Here is a 22,007-nt window from a genome sequence, read left to right as displayed (position 1 = left end):
AGCACAACCTGTCGCTCCTGGACGAGGGCACGCTCTACGTCGCCCGGCGGACGTGCGTTAGCCCCGCCGCCCAGTGCCGCGGCATCGGGAAGCTGCGCTCGCACGGGGCGCCCGACGGCTCCGGCCTCCTCGCCTGGCTCCGCGCCCCGCGCCCCGCCGCCGCCCCCGGCGTGTGGCGCCTCGGCCACCGCCCCCGCCCCGCCGCCGACCCGGACGCCGTGCCGGGCCGCCAGCTCGTCGCCGGCGCCCTGATCTCCTTCCTCGGCGGCTGGCTGCTGTGGTCCCTGCTGTGGAACGGCTACCTCGGCAGCTACTGGCTCTGGCCACTGCTCGCCCTGACACCCGAATCGTGGCGGCAGGCCGGCGGCAACCAGACCGCCTACCTGTGGGCCTCGTACCTCTACTACGCGCTCATCGGCGGCGCCCTGCTGGTCTTCTTCGCCCGCGTCGGCCGCTGGGCCGAGCTGTGGCGCCGCTGGATCACCGCGCCGCTCCGGCGCGCCCGCGAGGAGGAGCGGACGGCCGCGGGCCGCGAACCCGCCGACCCCGCCCAGGATCCGGCCGCCTTCCCCGCGGTCCGCCTGGGCGGCGCCGCCGACGCCGCGGACCGGCTCGCCGAGGACGCCCGCGCCGGGCTGATGAACGACGTCGACTTCACCCGCCTCTCCCGCGCCTGGCAGTCCGTACGCTCCGAACCCGGCCGGCTGACCGCCTTCACCGACACCGTCCTGCGGTACGGGGCCGCCGCCTGCGCCCACCCGTCCGGCGCCCGCGACCTGCCCGCCCGCACCGCCCGGCACGACCTGCTCGCCGGACAGGTGCGGATCGGCGCCGCCCCCGACGACGAACGCAACCCCCGCACCCACCGCGGCGCCGGCTACGCCCTCGACCCGTCCGTCCTCGGCACGTCCCTGCTGGCGGTCGGGCCGCCCGGCTCCGGCAAGACCGTGCGCTTCGTGCGGCCCGCGCTGGAACTCATGTGCCTTCAGGCACTCGCCGGGCGGGCGGCCGTCGTCGTGGTCGGCACCGACGGGGCACGGCTCGCGCCGGACGAGTCCTTCGACGTCGTCGTCAAGATCGGCCAGCCCGACTCCGCGTACGACCTCGACCTCTACGGCGGTACCACCGACCCCGACGAGGCCGCGGGCTTCCTCGCCGAGGCCCTCGTGGGCGACCTCACCGCGGCGCTGCCCGGCGGCGACAGCCGGCGCGCCGCCACCGCCCTCGCCCAGCTCCTCGGGCCCTTCCACGCCGCCCACGGCCGCTTCCCCTCCGTCCCCGAACTGCGCGAACTCCTCGACGGCACCCCCTCCGCACTGGCCGCGCTCCGCTCCGCCCTGCAGGCCCGCGGCGCGGCCGCCCAGGGACAGCTGCGCGAACTCGACGCGCGGGAACGGCAGTCCGCCCGGCCCGGTGACGCGGGCCCCCTGCTCGCCGACCGCATCGCGCTGCTCGACCGGCCCGCGTTCGCCGGGTTCTTCGACACCACCGGCGGCAGCCACCCGTTCTCGCTGCGGGGGCTGGAACACCCGCTGCGGGTCCGCATCGACCTCCCGGAACGGGGCCACGCCGAGGTCTCCCGGATGCTGGCGCGGCTCGTCCTCGCCCAGTTCGCGGAGTGCGCCGCGGCCCGCCGGGACCGCTCCCTGTTCGCCTGTCTCGTCCTCGACGACGCCTCCCACACGGTGACCGCCGAATCCGTACGCGGCCTGCAGCGCATGCGCTCCGCCAACGCCGGCGCGGTGCTCACGCTGCGCACGCTGGACGACGTCCCCGAGGCGCTCCGGGGTGCCCTGCTGGGCGCCGTCGGCTGCCGGGCGGCCCTCGCCGGGGTCACCGCCTGGGACGGCGCCCGGTTCGCGGAGGTGTGGGGCAAGGAGTGGGTGGACGTCCAGGACGTCACGAACCGTCAGATCATCGCGGACGAGCCGCTCACGCGGGTGCTGCACACGGTGCGGCGCCTGGTGACGGGCAAGGCGGTCACGGCGGAGTCGGTGACGGTGCGCCGGGTCGAGCGCGAGCGGTGGTCCGCGTCCGACCTCGCGCACGCGGTCCCTGCGGGGCACGCCGTCGTCTCCCTCACGGCGGTGGACGGGGAGCATGCGGCGCCGGTGCTTGTGGATTTGCGCGCGTAATCCTTGTGTGCGGCCGGTTGTCGTGTGCGGGTTGTTTGCGCCTGCGGCGGGCGGGGGACAAACCCCAACCGCAACCACGACGCACCCGCACACGAAGACGGCCCGGCACCGCAGGTATACGGTGAGGCAGAATCGGATGTGAACGCACTCCGAGATGGAGAAAAAGCCCGTGCCGCCCACGCTCGCCTCGCTGCTGCGGAACCCCGCCCTGAAGCTGGCCGTCCTCGCCGGAGGCGACCGCCTGGAGGAGGCCGCCGTCCGCTGGGTGCACACGAGCGAGCTGGACGACCCCGCGCCGTACCTGGAGGGTGGCGAACTGCTGCTCACGACGGGCCTCAAGCTGGACGTGGGCTCGCCCGAGGCACTCGGCCAGTACGTGGCGCGCCTGGCCGGCGCCGGTGTCGTGGGCCTGGGGTTCGGCGTGGGGGTGAGCCACGACGCCGTGCCGCAGGCGCTCGTGGACGCCGCGGCCGCGCACCGGCTGCCGTTGCTGGAAGTGCCGCACAGGACCCCGTTCATCGCGATCAGCAAGGCCGTCTCCGCCGAGATCGCCGCAGAGCGGTACAAGGCGGTGACCGCGGGGTTCGAGGCGCAGCGGGAGCTGACCCGGGCGGCGCTCGCGCCGGACGGGACGACGGCGCTGCTGTCGCGGCTCGCGGCGCACCTGAAGGGCTGGGCGGCGCTGTACGACGCGTCGGGCGCCGTGGTGGCCGCGGCGCCGGAGTGGGCAGGGCGGCGGGCCGCGCGGCTCGCCGGTGAGGTCGAGCGGCTGCGCGGCAGGCCCGCCCCGGCCAGCGCGGCGGTCGCGGGCCCGGCCGGCACGGAGGACCGCGTCGAACTGCAGTCGCTGGGCACCGGCCGGCGCCCCCGCGGGTTCCTCGCGGTCGGCACGGAGGAGCGGCCCGACACCTCCGCCCGGTACCTCGTGCACGCCGCCGTCGCGCTGCTGACGCTGTCGCTGGAGCAGTCCCGCGCGCTGCAGGACACGCAGCAGCGCCTGGGCGCCGCACTGCTGCGGATGCTGCTGGCCGGGGAGCCCGAGCACGCCCGCACCGTGGCCGGCCGGCTGTACGGCGGGCTGTTCGACGCCCCCGTGCGCGTCCTGGTCGCGGAACGCGCGGAGGCGGCCGAGGCCGCGGGGGACGCGCTGGGGCTGCTGGCCGAACGGGTGGAGACGGCCGGGATGCGGTCCGCGGAGCCCGTGCTGGCGGTCCGGGAGGAGGACCGTCTGACGGTGCTCGCGGCCGCCGACGGCGAGGTGATGCCGGCCTGTGTGGCGGCTGTGGACGGGAGCGACGACCTGGTGGCGGGGCTGTCCGCCGCGGTGGGTGCCGCGGGGGTCCCGGGCGCGCACGAGCAGGCCGAGCGCGCGCTGGCGGTCGCCCGGCGGCGTGGCCGCAGTCTGGTCGAGCACGACGAGGTCGGTTCCGGCTCGGTGCTGCCGCTGCTGGGCGACGACGCCGTACGGGCGTTCTCCGACGGCCTGTTGCGGCCGCTGCGCGAGCACGACGCCACTGCCCGGGGTGACCTGGTCGCGTCGCTGCGGGCGTGGCTGTCCCGGCACGGGCAGTGGGACGCCGCCGCGGCGGACCTGGGGGTCCACCGGCACACACTGCGCTACCGGATGCGGCGCGTGGAGGAGATCCTGGGGCGCTCGCTGGACGACCCGGACGTCCGCATGGAGCTGTGGCTGGCCCTGAAATCCGGCGGCTGAGACAGGCCTGCCAAAACGTCGCATCGGGTGAGGCGCTTTCGACGCGCTGGACAAGACCGGCCGGCTGTCGCCCGCCCTACCGTGGTCCGCATGAGCACCCCCACCGCCTTCTGGCTCGCCGGCCGCCCCGCCACCGGCGAGGACACCTTCGATGTCGTGAACCCGTACGACGGCAGCGTCGTGGCCTCCGTCGGCGTGCCGACCCCCGCCCAGGTGGAGGAGGCGGTCGCCGCGGCGAAGTCCGTCGAGGCGGAGTTCGCCGCGACCCCCGCCCACGTGCGGGCCGCGGCCCTGGACCACGTGTCGAAGCGGCTGGCCGAGCGCACGGAGGAGATCGCCCGGCTGATCACCGCGGAGAACGGCAAGCCGGTCAAGTGGGCGCGCGGGGAGGTCGGCCGTGCCGTGTCCGTCTTCCGCTGGGCGGCGGAGGAGGCGCGCCGCTTCAACAGCGGCGAGGCCCAGCGCCTGGACACCGACGCGGGCGGCACGGGCCGTCTCGCGCTGACCCGGCGCTTCCCGCGCGGCACCGTGCTCGGCATCGCGCCGTTCAACTTCCCGCTGAACCTGGTGGCCCACAAGGTGGCCCCGGCGATCGCGGTCGGCACCCCGATCATCCTCAAGCCGGCCCCGGCGACCCCGCTGTCCGCGCTGCTCCTCGCCGAGATCCTGGCCGAGACCGATCTGCCGGCCGGTTCGTGGAGCGTGCTCACCGTCCCGAACGACCGCATGCCCGCCCTGGTCCGGGACGAGCGGCTGCCGGTCATCTCCTTCACCGGCTCCGACCGGGTCGGGTACCAGATCATGGACTCGGTGCCGCGCAAGCACATCACCCTGGAGCTGGGCGGCAACGCCGCCGCCGTCGTCCTGGCCGACTGGTCCTCCGAGGAGGACCTGGAGTGGGCGGCGAACCGTATCGCCACCTTCTCCAACTACCAGGGCGGCCAGTCCTGCATCTCCGTCCAGCGGGTCGTCGCCGACGCGTCCGTGTACGACCGGCTGGTGGAGAAGGTCGTCGCCAAGGTCCGCGCCCAGGTCACCGGCGACCCCTCGGACGACGCCACCGACGTCGGCCCGCTCGTCGACGAGAAGGCCGCCGAGCGCGTGGAGTCGTGGGTCGAGGACGCGCTGGGCAAGGGCGCCAAGCTGCTCACCGGCGGCCGGCGCGACGGCGCCGCCTACGAGCCGACCGTGCTCGCCGACCTTCCGGCGGACGCGATCATCGCCACCGAGGAGGTCTTCGGCCCCGTCCTGTCCCTGCACAAGGTCGACGGCGCCGACGAGGCCTTCGCGGTCGTCAACGACTCCCGGTTCGGCCTGCAGTGCGGTGTGTTCACCCACGACCTGCAGACCGCCTTCCGTGCCCACCGGGAGCTGGAGGTCGGCGGCGTCGTCATCGGCGACGCGCCCTCCTACCGCGCCGACCAGATGCCCTACGGCGGCGTCAAGGACTCCGGAGTGGGCCGCGAGGGAGTCAAGTACGCCATGGAGGACTACACCTACGAGCGGGTCATGGTCCTGACCGGTCTCGCCCTGTAGCCACCACGGCAGGAGGAGCCACCCCTTCCGGCGGCCGGGGCGCATGTGCGGTGCGTCCCGGCCGCGCTGTGCGCGCTGTCGGCATGCGCACGTAAAGTGTCGCTCTCACGCACGGCGCCGGGGAGGCGCCAGGGAGGGGAAACGCAAGGTGGCAACGTATGCGGTGGTCTGCACGGCGGAAGCCGGGGCGACCGCGGAGGCCGTGGCCGGGGGACCGGTCGGCGGATGGGTCGCCGGAGGCGACGGCGGTACCGGAGTGCTCTTCGACGCGCCGGTGACCGAGGGTGAGGGCATCGGCATCGCTGACGTGGTGCCGGCCGGCCGCGAGCTGGCCCGCCGGCTGGACGCGCCGGCCCTGGTGCTGGTGGCGACCCCGCAGGTCGCGTACGCGGTGTTCGTGCGCCCGGACGGCGAGGGCAGCCAGAGCATGGTGTGGGCAGCGGACTGGGAGCCGCCCACCGATCCGCAGGAGTACGCGGAGCACCGCGCCCAGTGGGACGCCCTGGCCGCACGCTGCGCGCAGTGGTTCGGGCGCCCCGAGGCGGGCGCCGCCCTCGCGGAGGTCCGCAACGACCCGCGCCCCGGCGAGGCCAAGCCGGGCACGGACGAACTGCTGCGCCGGGTGTGCGCGGCCCTCGGCGTCCCGGCCGCGACGGTCGGCGCCTCCTCCCTCACCTCCCCTGACGGCGTGGCCGACGACGGGGTGCCGCAGGGCGCGGTGCGCGTCGAGGCCGCGCCGCCTTCCGGAAGCGGGTCCGCCCCCGCCGGCGGCTCCACGTTCCGTGCCGTGCGCGCCCTGGTGCTGCTCGCGGGCTTCTACCTGCTGGGCGTGGTGCTGCTCGCGGTGCTGGCCGGGATCGACGTCCTGGTCGCCTCCTGGGGCGTGGGCGGACTCACCGGCAAGGTCGTCATCGTCACCGCCGTCCTCGCCATCCCCATCGTCCGCGGCATGTTCATGCTGCGCCGCCCGCAGGACGACGGCCCCTCCGGCGTCCCCGTCACGGAGGCGCAGCAGCCCGAGCTGTGGGCGGCCGTCCGCGACCTGGCCGCGCGCTACGGCACCCGCGCGCCGGACGAGATCGTCCTCGTCGGCGAGGTCAACGCCGCCGTCTCCGAGAAGTCCCACCTCCTCGGCCTGGTCGGCGGCCGCCGCCGCATGTACATCGGCGTGCCGCTGCTCGCCGGGCTGACCGAGCGCCAGCTGCACGCCGTCCTCACCCACGAGCTGGGCCACTACGGCAACAGCGACACACGGCTGTCCGCGATCACCCTGCGCGGCCAGGAGCGGATGCTGCGCACCATCGCCCACTTCGAGGAGCGCGCCGCCCGGACCCAGGGCCGCGAGCAGGCACGCCAGGAGGAGCGGGCCGCGAAGGCACTGGCCAAGGGTCGCAAGGCCAAGGAGGTCGACGCCTCGGGCGCCGGCATCACCTACCGCGCCATGGCGGCCATCTACACCGCCTACGCCACGTTCTACCTCCGCGCCTCGCACAGCGTCGGCCGCGCCCAGGAGCTCGCCGCCGACCAGGCCGCCGTACGGCTCGCCGGGCGGGACGCCACCGCCTCCGCGCTGCGCGAGATCCCGGTCCTGGACGCCGCCTTCGACCACTACATGCGGCAGTACGCCGCCTTCGGGGCCCCGGCCCGGCTGCTGCCGCCCGCCGGGCAGGTCTACGGCGGCCTGCCCCGTTTCCTGTCCGACCCCGAGCGCCGCGCGGAGCTGGACCGGCTGCGCTCCCGTCTGCCGCGCGAGCAGCGCTCCCCGTACGACTCCCACCCCCCGATCGCCGAGCGCGTCCGCCTCGTCGAGGCGGCGCCCGCCGACGAGCCGGGCACCGTGCCCGCCGGGCAGGACCGGCCTGCCCTGGAGCTGCTGCACGACCGGGACCAGGTGCTGATCGCCCTGGAGGGAGTCACCCTCAGCCCCGAGAGCCAGGCGTTCACCCGAGTGGAGTGGAGCGCCCTGGCGGATCCTGCGGTGCGTCTGCTGCTCGCCGAGAACGCCGCGCCGCTGCGTTCCGCGCTGTCGGCCGCGGGCGCCGAGCCGACGGTGACCGCCCTGCTCGACGCCGCCGACGAGGGCCGCCTCCCGGCGGTGGCGCAGGGACTGCCCGAGGGCGCGCTGCACGCGGGCACCGCCGCCCTCGCCGGTCTCGCCCTCGCCGAATCCGGCGCCGCGCACTGGGAACTGACATGGGATCAGGGAGTGCGGCTGGTGCTCGCCGACGGCACCGACGAGGCGGAGTTCGGCCTCGCGGTCGACGCCCTCGCCGACCCCGTCGCCGAGGGCGGCTCCGCCCCGGACCCCACGCCGCTGCGCAAGCTGCTCGCGTCGGCCTGAAACGCCGTCGGAAGGTCGTCGGCCCTCCGCGCCCCGTGCGCGAGGGCTGGTGACCATGCCGGAACCGGGGTACTAACGAACAAGTAGCACCGGTCGGTAACCGACGCGAGGTGACGCCCCCATGTCCGCAGCATCCGCCCGCCCCACCGTTTCCGAACGCGAAGCGCGCCAGGTCGCAGAGGCCGCCCGCGAACAGGAATGGCGAAAGCCGAGCTTCGCCAAGGAACTGTTCCTGGGCCGCTTCCGGCTCGACCTGATCCATCCCCACCCCACACCGTCGACCGAGCAGGTCCAGCGCGGCGAGGAGTTCCTCGCCAAGCTCCGCGACTTCGTCGAGACGAAGGTGGACGGGGGCCTGATCGAGCGTGAGGCGAGGATCCCCGACGAGGTCATCACCGGGCTGAAGGAGCTCGGCGCCCTCGGCATGAAGATCGACCCCAAGTACGGCGGCCTCGGCCTCACCCAGGTGTATTACAACAAGGCGCTGGCGCTCGTCGGCTCCGCCAGCCCCGCCATCGGCGTGCTGCTCTCCGCGCACCAGTCGATCGGCGTGCCCCAGCCGCTGAAGATGTTCGGCACCCCGGAGCAGAAGGAGCGGTTCCTGCCGCGCTGCGCCCGCACCGACATCTCGGCCTTCCTGCTCACCGAGCCCGACGTGGGGTCCGACCCCGCGCGCCTGGCGACCACGGCCGTCCCCGACGGGGACTCCTACGTCCTGGACGGCGTGAAGCTGTGGACCACCAACGGCGTCGTCGCCGACCTGCTGGTCGTCATGGCGCGGGTGCCGAAGAGCGAGGGCCACAAGGGCGGCATCACCGCCTTCGTCGTCGAGGCGGGCTCCGAGGGCATCACCGTCGAGAACCGCAACTCCTTCATGGGGCTGCGCGGCATCGAGAACGGCGTCACCCGCTTTCACCAGGTGCGGGTCCCCGCCGAGAACCGCATCGGCCCCGAGGGCTCCGGGCTGAAGATCGCCCTCACCACCCTCAACACCGGCCGCCTGTCACTGCCCGCGTCCTGCGTGGCGGCCGGCAAGTGGTGCCTGAAGATCGCCCGCGAGTGGTCGGCCGCCCGGGAGCAGTGGGGCAGGCCCGTCGCCCGCCACGAGGCCGTCGGCGCGAAGATCTCCTTCATCGCGGCGACCACCTTCGCGCTCGAAGCCGTCATGGAGCTGTCCAGCCAGATGGCCGACGAGGACCGCAACGACATCCGCATCGAGGGCGCGCTGGCCAAGCTCATCGCGTCCGAGATGGGCTGGATGATGGCCGACGAACTGGTCCAGATCCGCGGCGGCCGCGGCTTCGAGACCGCCGACTCACTCGCCGCCCGCGGCGAACGGGGCGTCCCGGCCGAGCAGTTGCTGCGCGACCTGCGGATCAACCGGATCTTCGAAGGCTCCACGGAGATCATGCACCTGCTGATCGCCCGGGAGGCCGTCGACGCCCACCTGTCGGTCGCCGGGGACCTCATCGACCCCGACAAGGCGCTCGGCGACAAGGCCAGGGCCGGCATGAAGGCGGGCGGCTTCTACGCCCGCTGGCTGCCGAAGCTGGTGGCCGGCCCCGGCCACATCCCCGGTGCCTACTCCTCCTTCCACCCGGCGGGCCACCCCGACCTCGCCGCCCACCTGCGCTACGTCGAGCGCAACGCCCGCAAGCTCGCCCGCTCCACCTTCTACGCCATGTCGCGCTGGCAGGGCCGGATGGAGACCAAGCAGGGCTTCCTGGGCCGCGTCGTCGACATCGGCGCCGAACTGTTCGCCATGAGCGCCAGCTGCGTCCGCGCCGAGATGCTCCGCACCAGGGGCGAGAACGGACGCGAGGCCTACCAGCTCGCCGACGCCTTCTGCCGCCAGTCGCGGATCCGTGTCGAGGAGCTGTTCGGCCGTCTGTGGACCAACACCGACGCCATCGACCGCAAGGTCGTCGACGGGGTCCTGGGCGGCGCCTACACCTGGCTCGAGTCCGGCATCGTCGACCCCTCCAGTGACGGTCCGTGGATCGCCGACACCACCCCGGGCGCCTCCGGCAAGGAGAACGTCCACCGGCCGATCCGCTGACCGGACGGGGAACGCGCCCCCGGCGCGCGGGGCACCGCCTTCGCGGAGGCGGTGCCCCCGCCGTGCCGGCGACCGGACACAATGGGGGGATGACGGACTCTCTCGCCGACCCCCACCTGCGGCTGCCCGGACCGGACGCGGCCGGCGGCGCCCACGACGGCCCCCATGACGGCCCCCGCGACATCGTCGTGCTGGGCTCGACCGGATCAATCGGCACCCAGGCCATCGACGTCGTCCTGCGCAACCCCGACCGCTTCCGGGTGGTGGCCCTGTCCGCCGCGGGCGGCCGGGTCGGGCTCCTCGCCGACCAGGCGCTGCAGCTCGGCGTCCGGGCGGTCGCCGTCGCGGACGAGAACGCGGAGGGACCGCTGCGGGAGGCGCTGGCCGAGCGCTACGGCACCGAGCCCCTGCCCGAGATCCTCGTCGGACCGGACGCCGCGACCGAGCTGGCCGGCCGTCCGTGCCACTCCGTCCTCAACGGCATCACCGGCTCGATCGGGCTGCGCCCGACGCTGGCCGCCCTGGAGGCGGGGCGGGTCCTGATCCTCGCCAACAAGGAGTCGCTGATCGTCGGCGGCCCCCTGGTGAAGGCCGTGGCCAAGCCGGGCCAGATCGTGCCCGTCGACTCCGAGCACTCCGCGCTCTTCCAGGCCCTCATGGGCGGCTCCCGCGCCGAGGTCCGCAAGCTCGTCGTGACCGCCTCAGGCGGCCCCTTCCGCGGCCGCGGCAAGGAGGAGCTGGCCGGGGTCACCCCCGAGCAGGCGCTGGCCCACCCCACCTGGGACATGGGCCCGGTGGTGACGATCAACTCGGCCACCCTGGTGAACAAGGGCCTGGAGGTCATCGAGGCCCACCTGCTCTTCGACATCCCCTTCGACCGCATTGAGGTCGTCGTCCACCCTCAGTCGTATATCCACTCGATGGTGGAATTCACGGATGGCTCCACGCTGGCCCAGGTCAGCCCGCCCGACATGCGGATGCCGATCTCGCTGGGCCTCGGCTGGCCCGAGCGGGTGCCCGACGCCGCGCCCGGGTGCGACTGGACCAAGGCGGCCACGTGGACCTTCCTCCCGCTCGACGACGAGGCGTTCCCGGCGGTGGCGCTCGCGCGCCGCGTCGGTAGCCTCGGGGGTACCGCCCCCGCGGTGTTCAACGCGGCCAACGAGGAGTGCGTGGCCGCGTTCCTCGCGGGCACGCTGCCCTTCACGGGCATCGTGGACACCGTCGCACGGGTGGTCGAGGAGCACGGAACTCCCGCCGAGGGAACCTCCCTCACCGTGGAGGACGTCCTCGAGGCGGAGAACTGGGCGCGGTCCCGTGCCCGGGAACTGGCTGCGGAACAGGCGACGACGGAGGCGGCACACGTATGACGGGACTCATGTGGGGACTGGGAATCGCCGTCTTCCTGGTCGGTCTCCTCTTCTCCATCGCCTGGCACGAGCTCGGCCATCTCTCCACGGCCAAGCTGTTCAAGATCCGGGTGCCGCAGTACATGGTCGGCTTCGGGGCGACCATCTGGTCCCGCCACAAGGGTGAGACCGAGTACGGCATCAAGGCGATCCCGCTGGGCGGCTACATCCGCATGATCGGGATGTTCCCGCCCGGCGACGACGGCCGGGTCGCCGCCCGGTCCACCTCGCCCTTCCGCGGCATGATCGAGGACGCCCGCTCCGCGGCGTACGAGGAGCTGAAGCCCGGCGACGAGACCCGGATGTTCTACACGCGCAAGCCCTGGAAGCGCGTGATCGTCATGTTCGCCGGCCCGTTCATGAACCTGATCCTGGCGTTCGTGCTCTTCCTGACGGTCCTCATGGGCTTCGGCCTGCAGATGCAGACCACCACGGTCGGCGAGGTCTCGGACTGCGTCATCTCCCAGTCCGACACGGCCGCGCTCAAGGCCAAGGACCCCTGCGCCAGCAAGAAGTACCCCGAGACCCCGGCCAAGAAGGCCGGCCTCAGGGCGGGCGACCGGATCGTCGCCTTCAACGGCGTCCGGGTCGACGACAGCCAGTGGTCCGTCCTCCAGCAGGAGATCCGCAAGACCACCGGCCCCGCCACCGTCACCGTGCTCCGCGACGGCAGGACCATCGACCTGCGCGCCGACCTGATCGAGAACAAGGTCACCAAGACCGACGGCAACGGCGGCTACACCGAGGGCCAGTACGTCACCGCCGGCTTCCTCGGCTTCACCCCGGCCAGCGGCGTGATCCGGCTGGACTTCGGCCAGTCCATCGACCGCATGGGCGAGATGGCCCAGAGCGGCGTCGAGTCCCTGGCGGCCCTGCCCTCCAAGGTCCCCGACCTGTGGAACGCCGTCTTCAACGGCGCGGAGCGCAAGCAGGACTCCCCGGTCGGCATGATCGGCGCCGCCCGCATCGGCGGCGAGGTTTTCGCCATGGACATCCCCGCCACCTGGCGGGTGGCGTTCTTCCTCAACCTGCTGGCCGGCATCAACCTCTCGCTCTTCCTCTTCAACATGCTCCCGCTGCTGCCGCTCGACGGCGGTCACATCGCGGGCGCGCTGTGGGAGTCCGTCCGCCGGACCGTCGCCCGGATCTTCCGGCGGCCCGACCCCGGTCCCTTCGACGTGGCGAAGCTGATGCCGGTCGCCTACGTCGTCGCGGGCATCTTCATCTGCTTCACGGCGCTGGTGATGGCCGCGGATCTCATCAATCCGGTGCGTTTGACCTAGGCGCGATGTCGGAGGCGTGGGTGGGGTGACGTAGTCTCGTTCAACGGAGCCCGCCCACGCCGCCGGGACCTCGATCCGCGTACTTTGGGGATGCCACGCACATGACCGCGATTTCGCTCGGGATGCCGTCCGTGCCGATCAAGCTCGCAGACCGCCGCAAGAGCCGCCAGATCCAGGTCGGGTCGGTCGCGGTCGGCGGCGACGCCCCCGTCTCGGTCCAGTCGATGACCACCACCGTCACGGCCGACATCGGTGCGACGCTGCAGCAGATCGCCGAGCTCACCGCGTCCGGCTGCCAGATCGTCCGCGTCGCCTGCCCCTCGCAGGACGACGCCGACGCCCTCGCCACCATCGCCAGGAAGTCGCAGATTCCGGTGATCGCGGACATCCACTTCCAGCCGAAGTACGTGTTCGCGGCGATCGACGCGGGTTGTGCGGCGGTGCGGGTGAACCCGGGCAACATCCGGCAGTTCGACGACAAGGTGAAGGAGATCGCCAAGGCGGCCTCCGACGCCGGCACCCCGATCCGGATCGGGGTGAACGCCGGGTCGCTGGACAAGCGGCTGCTGGAGAAGTACGGCAAGGCCACGCCCGAGGCGCTGGTGGAGTCGGCGCTGTGGGAGTGCTCGCTGTTCGAGGAGCACGGCTTCCGGGACATCAAGATCTCGGTGAAGCACAACGACCCGGTGGTGATGGTCAACGCGTACCGGCTGCTGGCGGCGCAGTGCGACTACCCGCTGCACCTGGGTGTGACGGAGGCGGGTCCGGCGTTCCAGGGGACGATCAAGTCGGCGGTGGCGTTCGGTGCGCTGCTGAGCGAGGGGATCGGTGACACGATCCGGGTGTCGCTGTCGGCGCCTCCTGCCGAGGAGGTCAAGGTCGGCATCCAGATCCTGGAGTCGCTGAACCTGCGGCAGCGCCGGCTGGAGATCGTGTCGTGCCCGTCGTGCGGGCGGGCGCAGGTGGATGTGTACAAGCTGGCGGACCAGGTGACGGCGGGCCTGGAGGGCATGGAGGTTCCGCTGCGGGTCGCGGTGATGGGCTGTGTCGTCAACGGTCCGGGTGAGGCGCGCGAGGCGGACCTGGGGGTGGCCTCGGGCAACGGCAAGGGGCAGATCTTCGTCAAGGGCGAGGTCATCAAGACGGTGCCGGAGTCGAAGATCGTGGAGACCCTCATCGAGGAGGCCATGAAGCTCGCCGAGCAGATGGAGGCCGACGGCGTCACCTCCGGCGAGCCCTCCGTCTCCGTGAGCTGACCCGCACGCCCTCCCCGCATCCCGGACCCCCGCGGTCCGGGATACGGGCGGGCCCGGGCGGAACACGCGTTCGCGAGGTAAGGTTCGGGGACTTCCCCCGACCGCTGCGGCCCGTACGGTGAGGCGCCCCACGTGTTGACGACCACGACGACCAAGGTCATGGAGCCCGGCGAACTCGACGCCGCCCTCGCGGTGCTCGACCGCGACCCGGTGGCCAACGCGTTCGTGGCGTCCCGGGTCGCCGTGGCCGGACTCGACCCCTGGCGCCTCGGCGGCGAGATGTGGGGCTGGTACTCCGGAGGCCGCCTCGAGGCACTCTGCTACGCCGGAGCCAACCTCGTCCCGATCTGCGCCGGTCCCGAGGCCGTCCGCGCCTTCGCCGAGCGGGCACTGCGCGCCGGGCGCCGCTGCTCCTCCATCGTCGGCCCCTCCGCCGCCACCTCCGCACTGTGGTCGCTGCTCGAACCGAGCTGGGGCCCGGCCCGCGAGGTCCGCGCCCACCAGCCGCTGATGGTCACCCGCGCGCTGCCCGCCGCGGTCGAACCCGACCCCCGCGTACGGCGGGTCCGTCGCGACGAGATGGACGTGATCATGCCGGCCTGCGTCGCCATGTTCACCGAGGAGGTCGGCGTCTCCCCGCTCGCCGGCGACGGCGGGCTGATCTACCAGGCGCGCGTCGCCGAACTCGTCGGCGCGGGCCGCTCGTTCGCCCGCATCGAGGACGGCAAGGTCGTCTTCAAGGCGGAGATCGGCGCCGTCACCCGCCACGCCTGCCAGATCCAGGGCGTCTGGGTCGCCCCCGAGTACCGCGGCCGCCGGCTGTCCGAGACCGGCATGGCCGCGGTCCTGCACTACGCGCTGCGCGACGTGGCCCCCGTGGCCAGCCTCTACGTCAACGACTTCAACGCACCGGCGCGGGCGGCCTACCACCGCGTCGGCTTCACCGAGGTCGGCGCCTTCATGAGCGTCCTGTTCTAGTAGTGTCGCCGCCCATGGAGGACGTGGCGATCGAGCCGATCGACCTGGCGGCACGGGTGGACGAGGCACTGGCCGTCCAGGCGGTCGCCTTCGGCCTGGGCGCGGAGGAGGTCGCCATCCGGCGGCAGATCGTGCTGCGGCACCTCTGCTTCCCCGGCGTCCGCGCGCTCGGCGCCCTCACCCCCGACGGACGGCTCACCGGCTTCGTGTACGGCATGCCCAACAGCCGCACCCACTGGTGGTCCACGGTCGTCGAGCCCTACCTGCGGCGCACCGGAACCGACGAGTGGCTCGACGACTCCTTCACCATCACCGAGCTGCACGTCCACCCCGACTTCCAGGGCCGCGGCATCGGCCGCACCCTCATCACCACCATCACCGACGGCGCGGAGGAGCCCCGCAGCATCCTGTCCGCCATCGACACCGAGAGCCGGGCCCGGCGGCTCTACCGCGCCCTCGGCTACACCGACCTGGCCCGCCCCGTGCACTTCCCCAGCGCGGCCAGCCCCTACGCGGTCATGGGCGCCCCGCTCCCGCTCGTGCGGTAAACGCGTTTCCGGCAGCGCCCCACGGCTCGATATCCTCGGCGGAACGGTACGAAACCCCCTGGAGAGCCCCATGGTCCTGCGCATGTCCCGGCTGATGCTCAAGACGCTGCGCGACGACCCGGCCGATGCCGAGACCGCGAGCCACAAGCTGCTGGTCCGGGCCGGATACGTCCGCCGCTCATCGGCGGGGGTGTGGACCTGGCTGCCGCTCGGCAAGCGCGTGCTGGAGAACGTCGCCCGCGTCGTCCGCGAGGAGATGGACGCCATCGGCGGCCAGGAGGTCCTGCTGCCCGCGTTGCTCCCGAGGGAGAACTACGAGGTCACCGGGCGCGCCGGCGAGTACGGCGACCTGCTCTTCCAGCTCCGCGACCGCAAGGGCGCGGACTATGTGCTCGGGCCCACTCACGAGGAGATCTTCACCCAGGTGGTGAAGGACCAGTGCACGTCCTACAAGGACCTGCCGGTGATCCTCTACCAGATCCAGACCAAGTACCGCGACGAGGCCCGGCCCCGGTCCGGAGTGCTGCGCGGCCGCGAGTTCCAGATGAAGGACTCGTACTCCTTCGACACCACCGACGAGGGCCTCGCCGAGGCCTACCGGCTGCACCGCCAGGCCTACATCAAGATCTTCTCGCGGCTCGGCTTCGACTACCGCATCGTCTCCGCCGTCTCCGGCGCGATGGGCGGCTCGGCCTCCGAGGAGTTCCTCGCCCCCGCCGGGGCCGGCGAGGACACCTTCGTGGACTGCCCCGCGTGCGACTACGCGGCCAACACCGAGGCCGTCACCACCGTGGTGCCCCCGGTCGAGGGCGCCGACCACCCGCCGCTGGAGGAGGTCGACACCCCCGACACCCCCACCATCGAGACCCTCGCGGCCCACCTCGGTGTGCCGGCCTCGGCCACGCTGAAGAACCTGCTCGTCAAGGTCGACGGCGAGATCGTCGCCGTCGGCGTCCCCGGCGACCGCGAGGTCGACCTCGGCAAGCTCGCCGAGCACCTCGCGCCCGCCGAGGTCGAACTCGTCACCGCCGAGGACTTCACCGGCCGTCCCGACCTCGTCCGCGGCTACGTCGGCCCGCAGGGCCTCACCGGCGTCCGCTACCTCGCCGACCCGCGCGTCGCCCGCGGCACGGCCTGGGTCACCGGCGCCAACAAGCCCGACACGCACGCCCGCAACGTCGTCTGCGGCCGCGACTTCGAGGTCGACGAGTACCTCGACGTCGTCACCGTCGAGCCCGGCGACCCCTGCCCGCGCTGCGGCGCCGGCCTCAAGCTGGACCGGGCCATCGAGATCGGCCACATCTTCCAGCTGGGCCGCAAGTACGCCGACGCCTTCGGGCTCGACGTCCTCGGCCAGAACGGCAAGCCGGCCCGGGTCACCATGGGCTCCTACGGCATCGGCGTCTCCCGCGCCGTCGCCGCGCTCGCCGAGCAGACCGCCGACGGGCAGGGCCTGTGCTGGCCGCGCGAGGTCGCTCCTGCCGACGTCCACGTGGTGGCGGCCGGCAAGGCGCTGCAGACGGAGCTGGCCCTCGAGGTCGCGGAGAAGCTGCACGCCGCCGGGGTCCGGGTCATCGTCGACGACCGCGCGGGCGTCTCGCCGGGCGTGAAGTTCACCGACGCGGAGCTGCTCGGGGTGCCGACGATTCTTGTCGTGGGGCGGGGGGCGGCGGACGGGGTCGTCGAGGTCAAGGACCGCCGGTCCGGGGAGCGGGAGGAGCTTTCGGTGGGGGACGCGGTTTCCCGCCTTTCCGCGTAGCGGGTGCGGGTGGGTTGTGGTTGCGGCGCGTTGTTGTGTGCGGGTTGTTTTGCGCCTGCGGCGGGCTGTCCCCCGCCCTCCCGCCCTCCCCCAGCCTTCGGCCGGGGGGACCCCCATCCGGCGCGGTTGGTGCGGGCCTGCGCGCGTGCGTGGTGGGCCGGGGGCGGGGCCTCCGGGCTGGGCATTCTGTACCGCATATTTATGTGCATGGCGGGCACCTGCGCTCGGTGCCCCGGGTGCCGCACAACAAATACACGTCAGCGTCCAGAACGCCCACCCTCCCCCAGCCTTCGGCCGGGGGTGCCCCCACCTCCCCCGCCCCCTCCGTATCGTTCGGCGACCAACGGCCGGTGGGGGGCGATGGGGCCCGCCACTCCCCGCATCGCAGGGAACTGCCCCCCGCAGGGGTCTTCCGGCCGCAGGCCGAACAACGCTGCGCGCACCGGAGGGCAGGGGAGTGGCGTACCCCTGCCCTCCGGTGAGCGGCCGAGCCGGCACTGGCATCGGCCCGAGTTCCTAGAAAGCCCCTCCGGACCACGCCTGACGCCGTGGGGTTCGGCAAGACGCGTGCGGCAACCCGGACCGCCTCTTCACCCCCCTCCGGCCGTCAGCCGCCTGACGATACGGAGGGGGCGGGGGAGTTGGGGGCACCCCCGGCCGAAGGCTGGGGGAGGGCGGGAGGGCGGGGGATGCCCGCCGCAGGCGCGAGCGACCCGCACACGACAACCGGGCAGCCCGGCGCAGCGGCCCGCACGCGCAAACAGCCCCGCACGCGACAACCGGCCGCTGGGGAACCCAACCGCAGGGGCAACGTACCCGCACATGACGCCCGGGCAGCCCGGCGCAGCCGCCCGCAGGCGCAAACAAACCCGCACACGGCAACCGGCCGCAGGGGCAACGCGCCCGCACATGACAACCGGGCGGCCCGGCGCAGCCGCCCGGAGCCACGACGGTGCCGCACACGACGACCGGGCCGCACGACGACACCCCGGTCGGAACTACAGCCAGCTCGCGAACTCCAGGTGCAGCTCCCCCGATTCGCGGTCTCCGACCGCCAACGCCCACACGCCCGCCTCGACCGCACGGAACAGCGCCCACCCGCGGACCCGGTCCCGGTCGACGTCGAGGGAGTCGGAGAGCTTGGCGACCCTGCGCCGGGCCGCGGACTGGGACCCGGGCGTGGCGACCAGCGTCTCGAGGCGGTCGCGGACGAGCCACGCCAGGTCGTACGCGGGCTCGCCCGCGACCGGCTTGGGGTCGATGGCCAGCCACGGCACCCGGTCCGCGGCGAGCACGTTGCCGTGGTGGTAGTCGCCGTGCAGCAGTACGGCCTCGCCCGGGGCGGCCGCGCAGAGTCCGTCGCGGACCGCGAGGGCCTCGTCGACCAGGGCGCGGGCCTCCTCCGGGACGTACGGCTGCCCGCGCCGCTCCCGCAGTGCCGCCGCCAGGCGTGCCGTGTGCTCGGCGACCGGCGTGAACGGATGCCCCTCACCCGGGGGGACCCAGAGCCGCCGCAGGGTGGCGCACGCCTCCAGCATCGCCTTCTGCTCGGGCAGCGAGCGCAGCGACACGTCGCTGTGGAGGCGCTCCAACAGGAGCGCCCCCGCGGCGGGTTCGGCCCGCAGCAGGCGGACCGCGCCGCGGCCGTCCCAGTGGGCGAGCGCGGCGTGCTCGTGCCGGGTCTCGTCCGTGACGAGGCCGACCTTGAGGGTCGCGGGGGTGTCGTCGGCCTGCCGTACGAGGACGACCATGCTGATCTGGCCGCCGGGGGAGAGCACCCGCTCGGGCCGCAGTTCCCAGCGCGCGAGGAGGTCCGCGACGCGCTGGGGGAGGCCGGCGAGCCAGGCGCGGCCCGCCTCGCCCTCCCAGGCGCTGACCGTGCGGACCAGCCGCTCGGGCGGTTCCAGGTGCTGGGGCTGTGGTGCCGAGACCATGCGTGGGTACGTCCCTCCTGGTGCTAAACCTTCTCCGCGGCTGTCCGCGCGCGTTCGGCCAGCCCCGGGAAGGCTACGCTCCCCCCGCGCCAGCGCACGGCGCGGACCGCCGCCTCGCGCAGCGCGTCGGCCGCCTCGCGGCGCAGATCGGTGTCGGCGGCACGCACGAGGTCCGCGTACACCCCGGCGACCCGGTCCTCCAGTTCCGCGGCGAGCCGCACCGCCGCCGGACCGTCCGGCACCTCGAACGGCAGGGCGTACGCGGGCTCTGCGGCGACGGGTTCGCCGCCGAGGTCGCCGACGGTGCGGCGCAGCGTGTCGCGGCGGGCGCGGTGCGCGTCGTACGCCTGCTGGGCCTGCCCGCCCAGTTCGCCGCCGACGCGGGCGCCGACGATGCCGTAGCCGTACACCGCCGCGTGCTCGGCGGAGAGTGCGGCCTGGACGGCCTTGAGCAGCGCTTGCTGTGCCATGGGTCGGGTCAGTGCTCCTTGAGCAGCAGGACGTGCCCGGCGCCGCAGGCGGCCACCGAGGCGAGCAGGCGGGCGAGTTCGGGCGGCGCGTCCAGGAGCGCGGCGGCCCGGGCGTCGCAGAGCGCGCGCTCGGCCGCCGCCAGCGCGGACAGCGCGTCCCCGGCCCGCGCGGGGACGGAGGGCGGGGCCGACGGCGACGGGGAGAGCGACGGCGAAGGCGCGGCGGACGGCGACGCCGCCCGCCCGTTCGAGGCGAACGCCGCGGCGTGACCGGCCACTTCGGCCCGCAGCGGCCGCAGCCGCGCACCCAGGTCCGGGTGCGCCGCGAGTGTGGCGTCGTACCGCGCGAGCAGTGCCGCGCTGTCCCGGGCGGCCCGCCTGCGCAGCGCCACGTTCGCGTCGGCGGACGGCGAGCCCTTCGCGGAGGTCCCCTGCGGCCGTGTCCCGTCGGAGCATCCGCCGAGCAGTCCGGCCACGGCCGGCAGGACGAGGGCGGCGCGGACCGCGCGCCGGCGGGGAATGTTGCTGAGCGGCACAGTGCCCCTTCCCGTGATCACCTGACGTGAGGGTACCCGCGCGGCGCCCGACGGCCGTGACGGCGCCCTCCGCGGCGCCGAATCGTCGATCCGGGACCTGAACCGATAGGCTTTGGCCCGACACGCGACCTTCCATCACAACAGCACACGCGGCCGAGGAGTCACCCGGATGAGCACCACCCAGAGCGAGAGGCTGCGCGCGCTGCTCGAGCCGCTCGTCGTGAAGACGGGGCTCGAACTGGAAGAGGTCAAGGTGACGGCCGCGGGCAGCCGCCGGCAGCTCCAGGTGATCGTGGACTCCGACGAGGGTGCCCCGTTGGACACGATCGCCGAGCTGAGCCGGGAGATCTCGCAGGTACTCGACGACGCCGACGCCATGGGCGGGGCGGCGTACCTGCTGGAGGTCTCCTCGCCGGGTCTGGACCGCCCGCTCACCGAGCCGCGCCACTTCCGGCGCAACGAGGGCCGGCTGGTCAAGCTGACGACGTCCGGCGGCGAGCAGTTGGTCGCGCGGATCCTCGCGGTCGACGAGGAAGGGCTCGACCTGGAGGTCCCGGGTGTCAAGGGACGCAAGCCCAAGCCCGCCCGTGTCGCCTTCGGCGAGATCGCCAAGGCACGGGTGGAGATCGAATTCAGTCGCAAGGACCCGGCCGGTGCCGATACTGACGGCGACGAGAGCACTGAGGAGGCGTAGCCGTGGACATCGACATGAGTGCCCTGCGGGGTCTGGTCCGGGAGAAGGAGATCTCCTTCGACCTGCTGGTCGAGGCGATCGAGTCGGCGCTCCTCATCGCGTACCACCGCGAGCCGGGCAGCCGCCGCAACGCGCGTGTGCAGCTTGACCGTACGAACGGTCATGTCACCGTGTGGGCCAAGGAGGACCCGTCGGAGACCCCCGAGGGCTCCGAGGCCCGGGAGTTCGACGACACGCCCAGCGGCTTCGGGCGGATCGCCGCGACCACGGCCAAGCAGGTCATCCTGCAGCGGCTGCGGGACGCGGAGGAGGAGATCACCTTCGGCGAGTACGCCGGCCGCGAGGGCGACATCGTCACCGGTGTGGTCCAGCAGGGCAAGGACCCCAAGAACGTGCTGGTGGACATCGGCAAGCTCGAGGCGATCCTGCCCGTGCAGGAGCAGGTGCCGGGCGAGGACTACAAGCACGGCACGCGCCTGCGCTCGTACGTCGTCCGGGTGGCCAAGGGTGTGCGCGGTCCGTCGGTGACACTCTCGCGGACCCACCCCAACCTGGTGAAGAAGCTCTTCGCGCTGGAGGTCCCGGAGATCGCGGACGGTTCCGTCGAGATCTCCGCCATCGCCCGCGAGGCCGGCCACCGCACGAAGATCGCCGTCCGTTCCGGCCGCTCGGGCCTGAACGCCAAGGGCGCCTGCATCGGCCCGATGGGCGCCCGGGTGCGCGCCGTGATGGCCGAGCTGAACGGCGAGAAGATCGACATCGTCGACTGGTCGGACGACCCGGCGGAGATGGTAGCCAACGCCCTGTCACCCGCTCGGGTGAGCAAGGTGGAGATCGTCGACATGGGCGCCCGCTCCGCGCGGGTGACCGTGCCGGACTACCAGCTGTCGCTGGCGATCGGCAAGGAAGGGCAGAACGCCCGCCTGGCCGCACGGCTCACGGGCTGGCGGATCGACATCCGGCCCGACACCGAGCAGGTGGAGCAGTAGCACCCGCGGGTGACCGAGGAACAACCGTGCGTCGAATAACCCGGAGGGGTGAGGTCGGCGCGGGGAGGTAGACTAAGGATGTCTGGCCGGACGCATGGCCCAGCACGCCCGGAGCGCACGTGCATCGGGTGCAGGGAGCGAGCGGCCAAGCGCGATCTGCTGCGTGTGGCGGTGGTCGGGGAGTCATGTGTCCCCGATCTTCGCGGTACGCTGCCCGGTCGGGGTGCCTATGTGCACCCCGACACCGTCTGTCTCGACCTGGCGGTCCGCCGCCGGGCGTTCCCACGGGCCTTCCGGGCCAGGGAAACGCTGGACACCGCGGATCTTCGCGGTTACGTCGAGCAGGCACACCGTGAGTAGGCAGGA

17 protein-coding genes are annotated in these 22,007 nt (G+C 73.4%); 14 read left to right on the top strand and 3 right to left on the bottom strand.

The window, feature by feature from the left end:
• Window positions 1-8 precede the first annotated feature (8 nt).
• The 11 genes from PV342_RS37055 to PV342_RS37005 all read left to right on the top strand — a co-directional run bounded on the left by PV342_RS37055 (window position 9) and on the right by PV342_RS37005 (window position 17,018).
• Entirely contained in the window at window positions 9-2,135 is a 2,127-nt protein-coding gene (locus PV342_RS37055; protein ID WP_500320550.1) for an ATP-binding protein, read from the top strand.
• A gap of 169 nt (window positions 2,136-2,304) precedes the next feature.
• Complete coding sequence (locus PV342_RS37050; RefSeq protein WP_400802515.1) at window positions 2,305-3,849, top strand: PucR family transcriptional regulator; 1,545 nt, start codon at window positions 2,305-2,307, stop codon at window positions 3,847-3,849.
• Between the two features lie 90 nt (window positions 3,850-3,939).
• Window positions 3,940-5,385 carry an aldehyde dehydrogenase family protein gene (locus PV342_RS37045; protein WP_500320548.1) on the top strand — a complete coding sequence of 482 codons (1,446 nt, stop codon included), beginning with the start codon at window positions 3,940-3,942 and terminating at the stop codon, window positions 5,383-5,385.
• Between the two features lie 148 nt (window positions 5,386-5,533).
• Entirely contained in the window at window positions 5,534-7,726 is a 2,193-nt protein-coding gene (locus PV342_RS37040; RefSeq protein WP_500320546.1) for a M48 family metalloprotease, read from the top strand.
• A gap of 121 nt (window positions 7,727-7,847) precedes the next feature.
• A complete protein-coding gene (locus PV342_RS37035; protein ID WP_500320544.1) occupies window positions 7,848-9,785 on the top strand; it encodes an acyl-CoA dehydrogenase family protein in 1,938 nt (645 codons plus the stop codon).
• 89 nt (window positions 9,786-9,874) lie between these two features.
• On the top strand, window positions 9,875-11,155 hold the full coding sequence (gene dxr, locus PV342_RS37030; RefSeq protein ID WP_500320542.1) for a 1-deoxy-D-xylulose-5-phosphate reductoisomerase: 1,281 nt from the start codon (window positions 9,875-9,877) through the stop codon (window positions 11,153-11,155).
• On the top strand, window positions 11,152-12,477 hold the full coding sequence (locus PV342_RS37025) for a M50 family metallopeptidase (RefSeq protein WP_329185446.1): 1,326 nt from the start codon (window positions 11,152-11,154) through the stop codon (window positions 12,475-12,477). Before dxr ends, PV342_RS37025 begins: the two co-directional genes overlap by 4 nt.
• Window positions 12,478-12,578: 101 nt before the next feature.
• On the top strand, window positions 12,579-13,733 hold the full coding sequence (gene ispG, locus PV342_RS37020) for a flavodoxin-dependent (E)-4-hydroxy-3-methylbut-2-enyl-diphosphate synthase (protein WP_396347457.1): 1,155 nt from the start codon (window positions 12,579-12,581) through the stop codon (window positions 13,731-13,733).
• Between the two features lie 132 nt (window positions 13,734-13,865).
• Window positions 13,866-14,711: a GNAT family N-acetyltransferase gene (locus tag PV342_RS37015; RefSeq protein ID WP_361014521.1), complete on the top strand. Its 846-nt coding sequence runs from the start codon at window positions 13,866-13,868 to the stop codon at window positions 14,709-14,711.
• A 14-nt stretch (window positions 14,712-14,725) separates the two neighbouring features.
• Complete coding sequence (locus PV342_RS37010; protein ID WP_500320539.1) at window positions 14,726-15,259, top strand: GNAT family N-acetyltransferase; 534 nt, start codon at window positions 14,726-14,728, stop codon at window positions 15,257-15,259.
• A 70-nt stretch (window positions 15,260-15,329) separates the two neighbouring features.
• A complete protein-coding gene (locus PV342_RS37005; RefSeq protein ID WP_500320537.1) occupies window positions 15,330-17,018 on the top strand; it encodes a proline--tRNA ligase in 1,689 nt (562 codons plus the stop codon).
• Between the two features lie 998 nt (window positions 17,019-18,016).
• Here PV342_RS37005 and PV342_RS37000 read toward each other — a convergent pair.
• The 3 genes from PV342_RS37000 to PV342_RS36990 are packed head-to-tail and all read right to left on the bottom strand — an operon-like array spanning window position 18,017 to window position 19,979.
• Window positions 18,017-18,952, bottom strand: coding sequence for an aminoglycoside phosphotransferase family protein (locus tag PV342_RS37000; protein ID WP_386994697.1), 936 nt, complete (start codon window positions 18,950-18,952; stop codon window positions 18,017-18,019).
• Between the two features lie 23 nt (window positions 18,953-18,975).
• Window positions 18,976-19,422 (bottom strand): ferritin-like domain-containing protein, encoded by a 447-nt coding sequence (locus tag PV342_RS36995; RefSeq protein ID WP_400808508.1) that lies wholly within the window; start codon window positions 19,420-19,422, stop codon window positions 18,976-18,978.
• A gap of 8 nt (window positions 19,423-19,430) precedes the next feature.
• A complete protein-coding gene (locus tag PV342_RS36990) occupies window positions 19,431-19,979 on the bottom strand; it encodes a hypothetical protein (protein ID WP_500320534.1) in 549 nt (182 codons plus the stop codon).
• A gap of 148 nt (window positions 19,980-20,127) precedes the next feature.
• Here PV342_RS36990 and rimP point away from each other — a divergent pair, with 148 nt between their 5' ends.
• The 3 genes from rimP to PV342_RS36975 all read left to right on the top strand — a co-directional run bounded on the left by rimP (window position 20,128) and on the right by PV342_RS36975 (window position 22,001).
• The gene (rimP, locus tag PV342_RS36985) at window positions 20,128-20,652 is read left to right on the top strand and encodes a ribosome maturation factor RimP (protein WP_386994701.1); all 525 of its coding nucleotides are present in this window, start codon (window positions 20,128-20,130) and stop codon (window positions 20,650-20,652) included.
• A gap of 2 nt (window positions 20,653-20,654) precedes the next feature.
• The gene (nusA, locus tag PV342_RS36980; RefSeq protein WP_386994703.1) at window positions 20,655-21,641 is read left to right on the top strand and encodes a transcription termination factor NusA; all 987 of its coding nucleotides are present in this window, start codon (window positions 20,655-20,657) and stop codon (window positions 21,639-21,641) included.
• A 78-nt stretch (window positions 21,642-21,719) separates the two neighbouring features.
• The gene (locus PV342_RS36975) at window positions 21,720-22,001 is read left to right on the top strand and encodes a YlxR family protein (protein WP_089228831.1); all 282 of its coding nucleotides are present in this window, start codon (window positions 21,720-21,722) and stop codon (window positions 21,999-22,001) included.
• Window positions 22,002-22,007 lie beyond the last annotated feature (6 nt).

The organism is Streptomyces sp. PA03-3a, from assembly GCF_033792735.1.
Taxonomy (GTDB): Bacteria; Actinomycetota; Actinomycetes; order Streptomycetales; family Streptomycetaceae; genus Actinacidiphila.
Note: the sequence above shows the minus strand (reverse complement) of the source record. Positions and strands in the feature narration are given on the sequence as shown.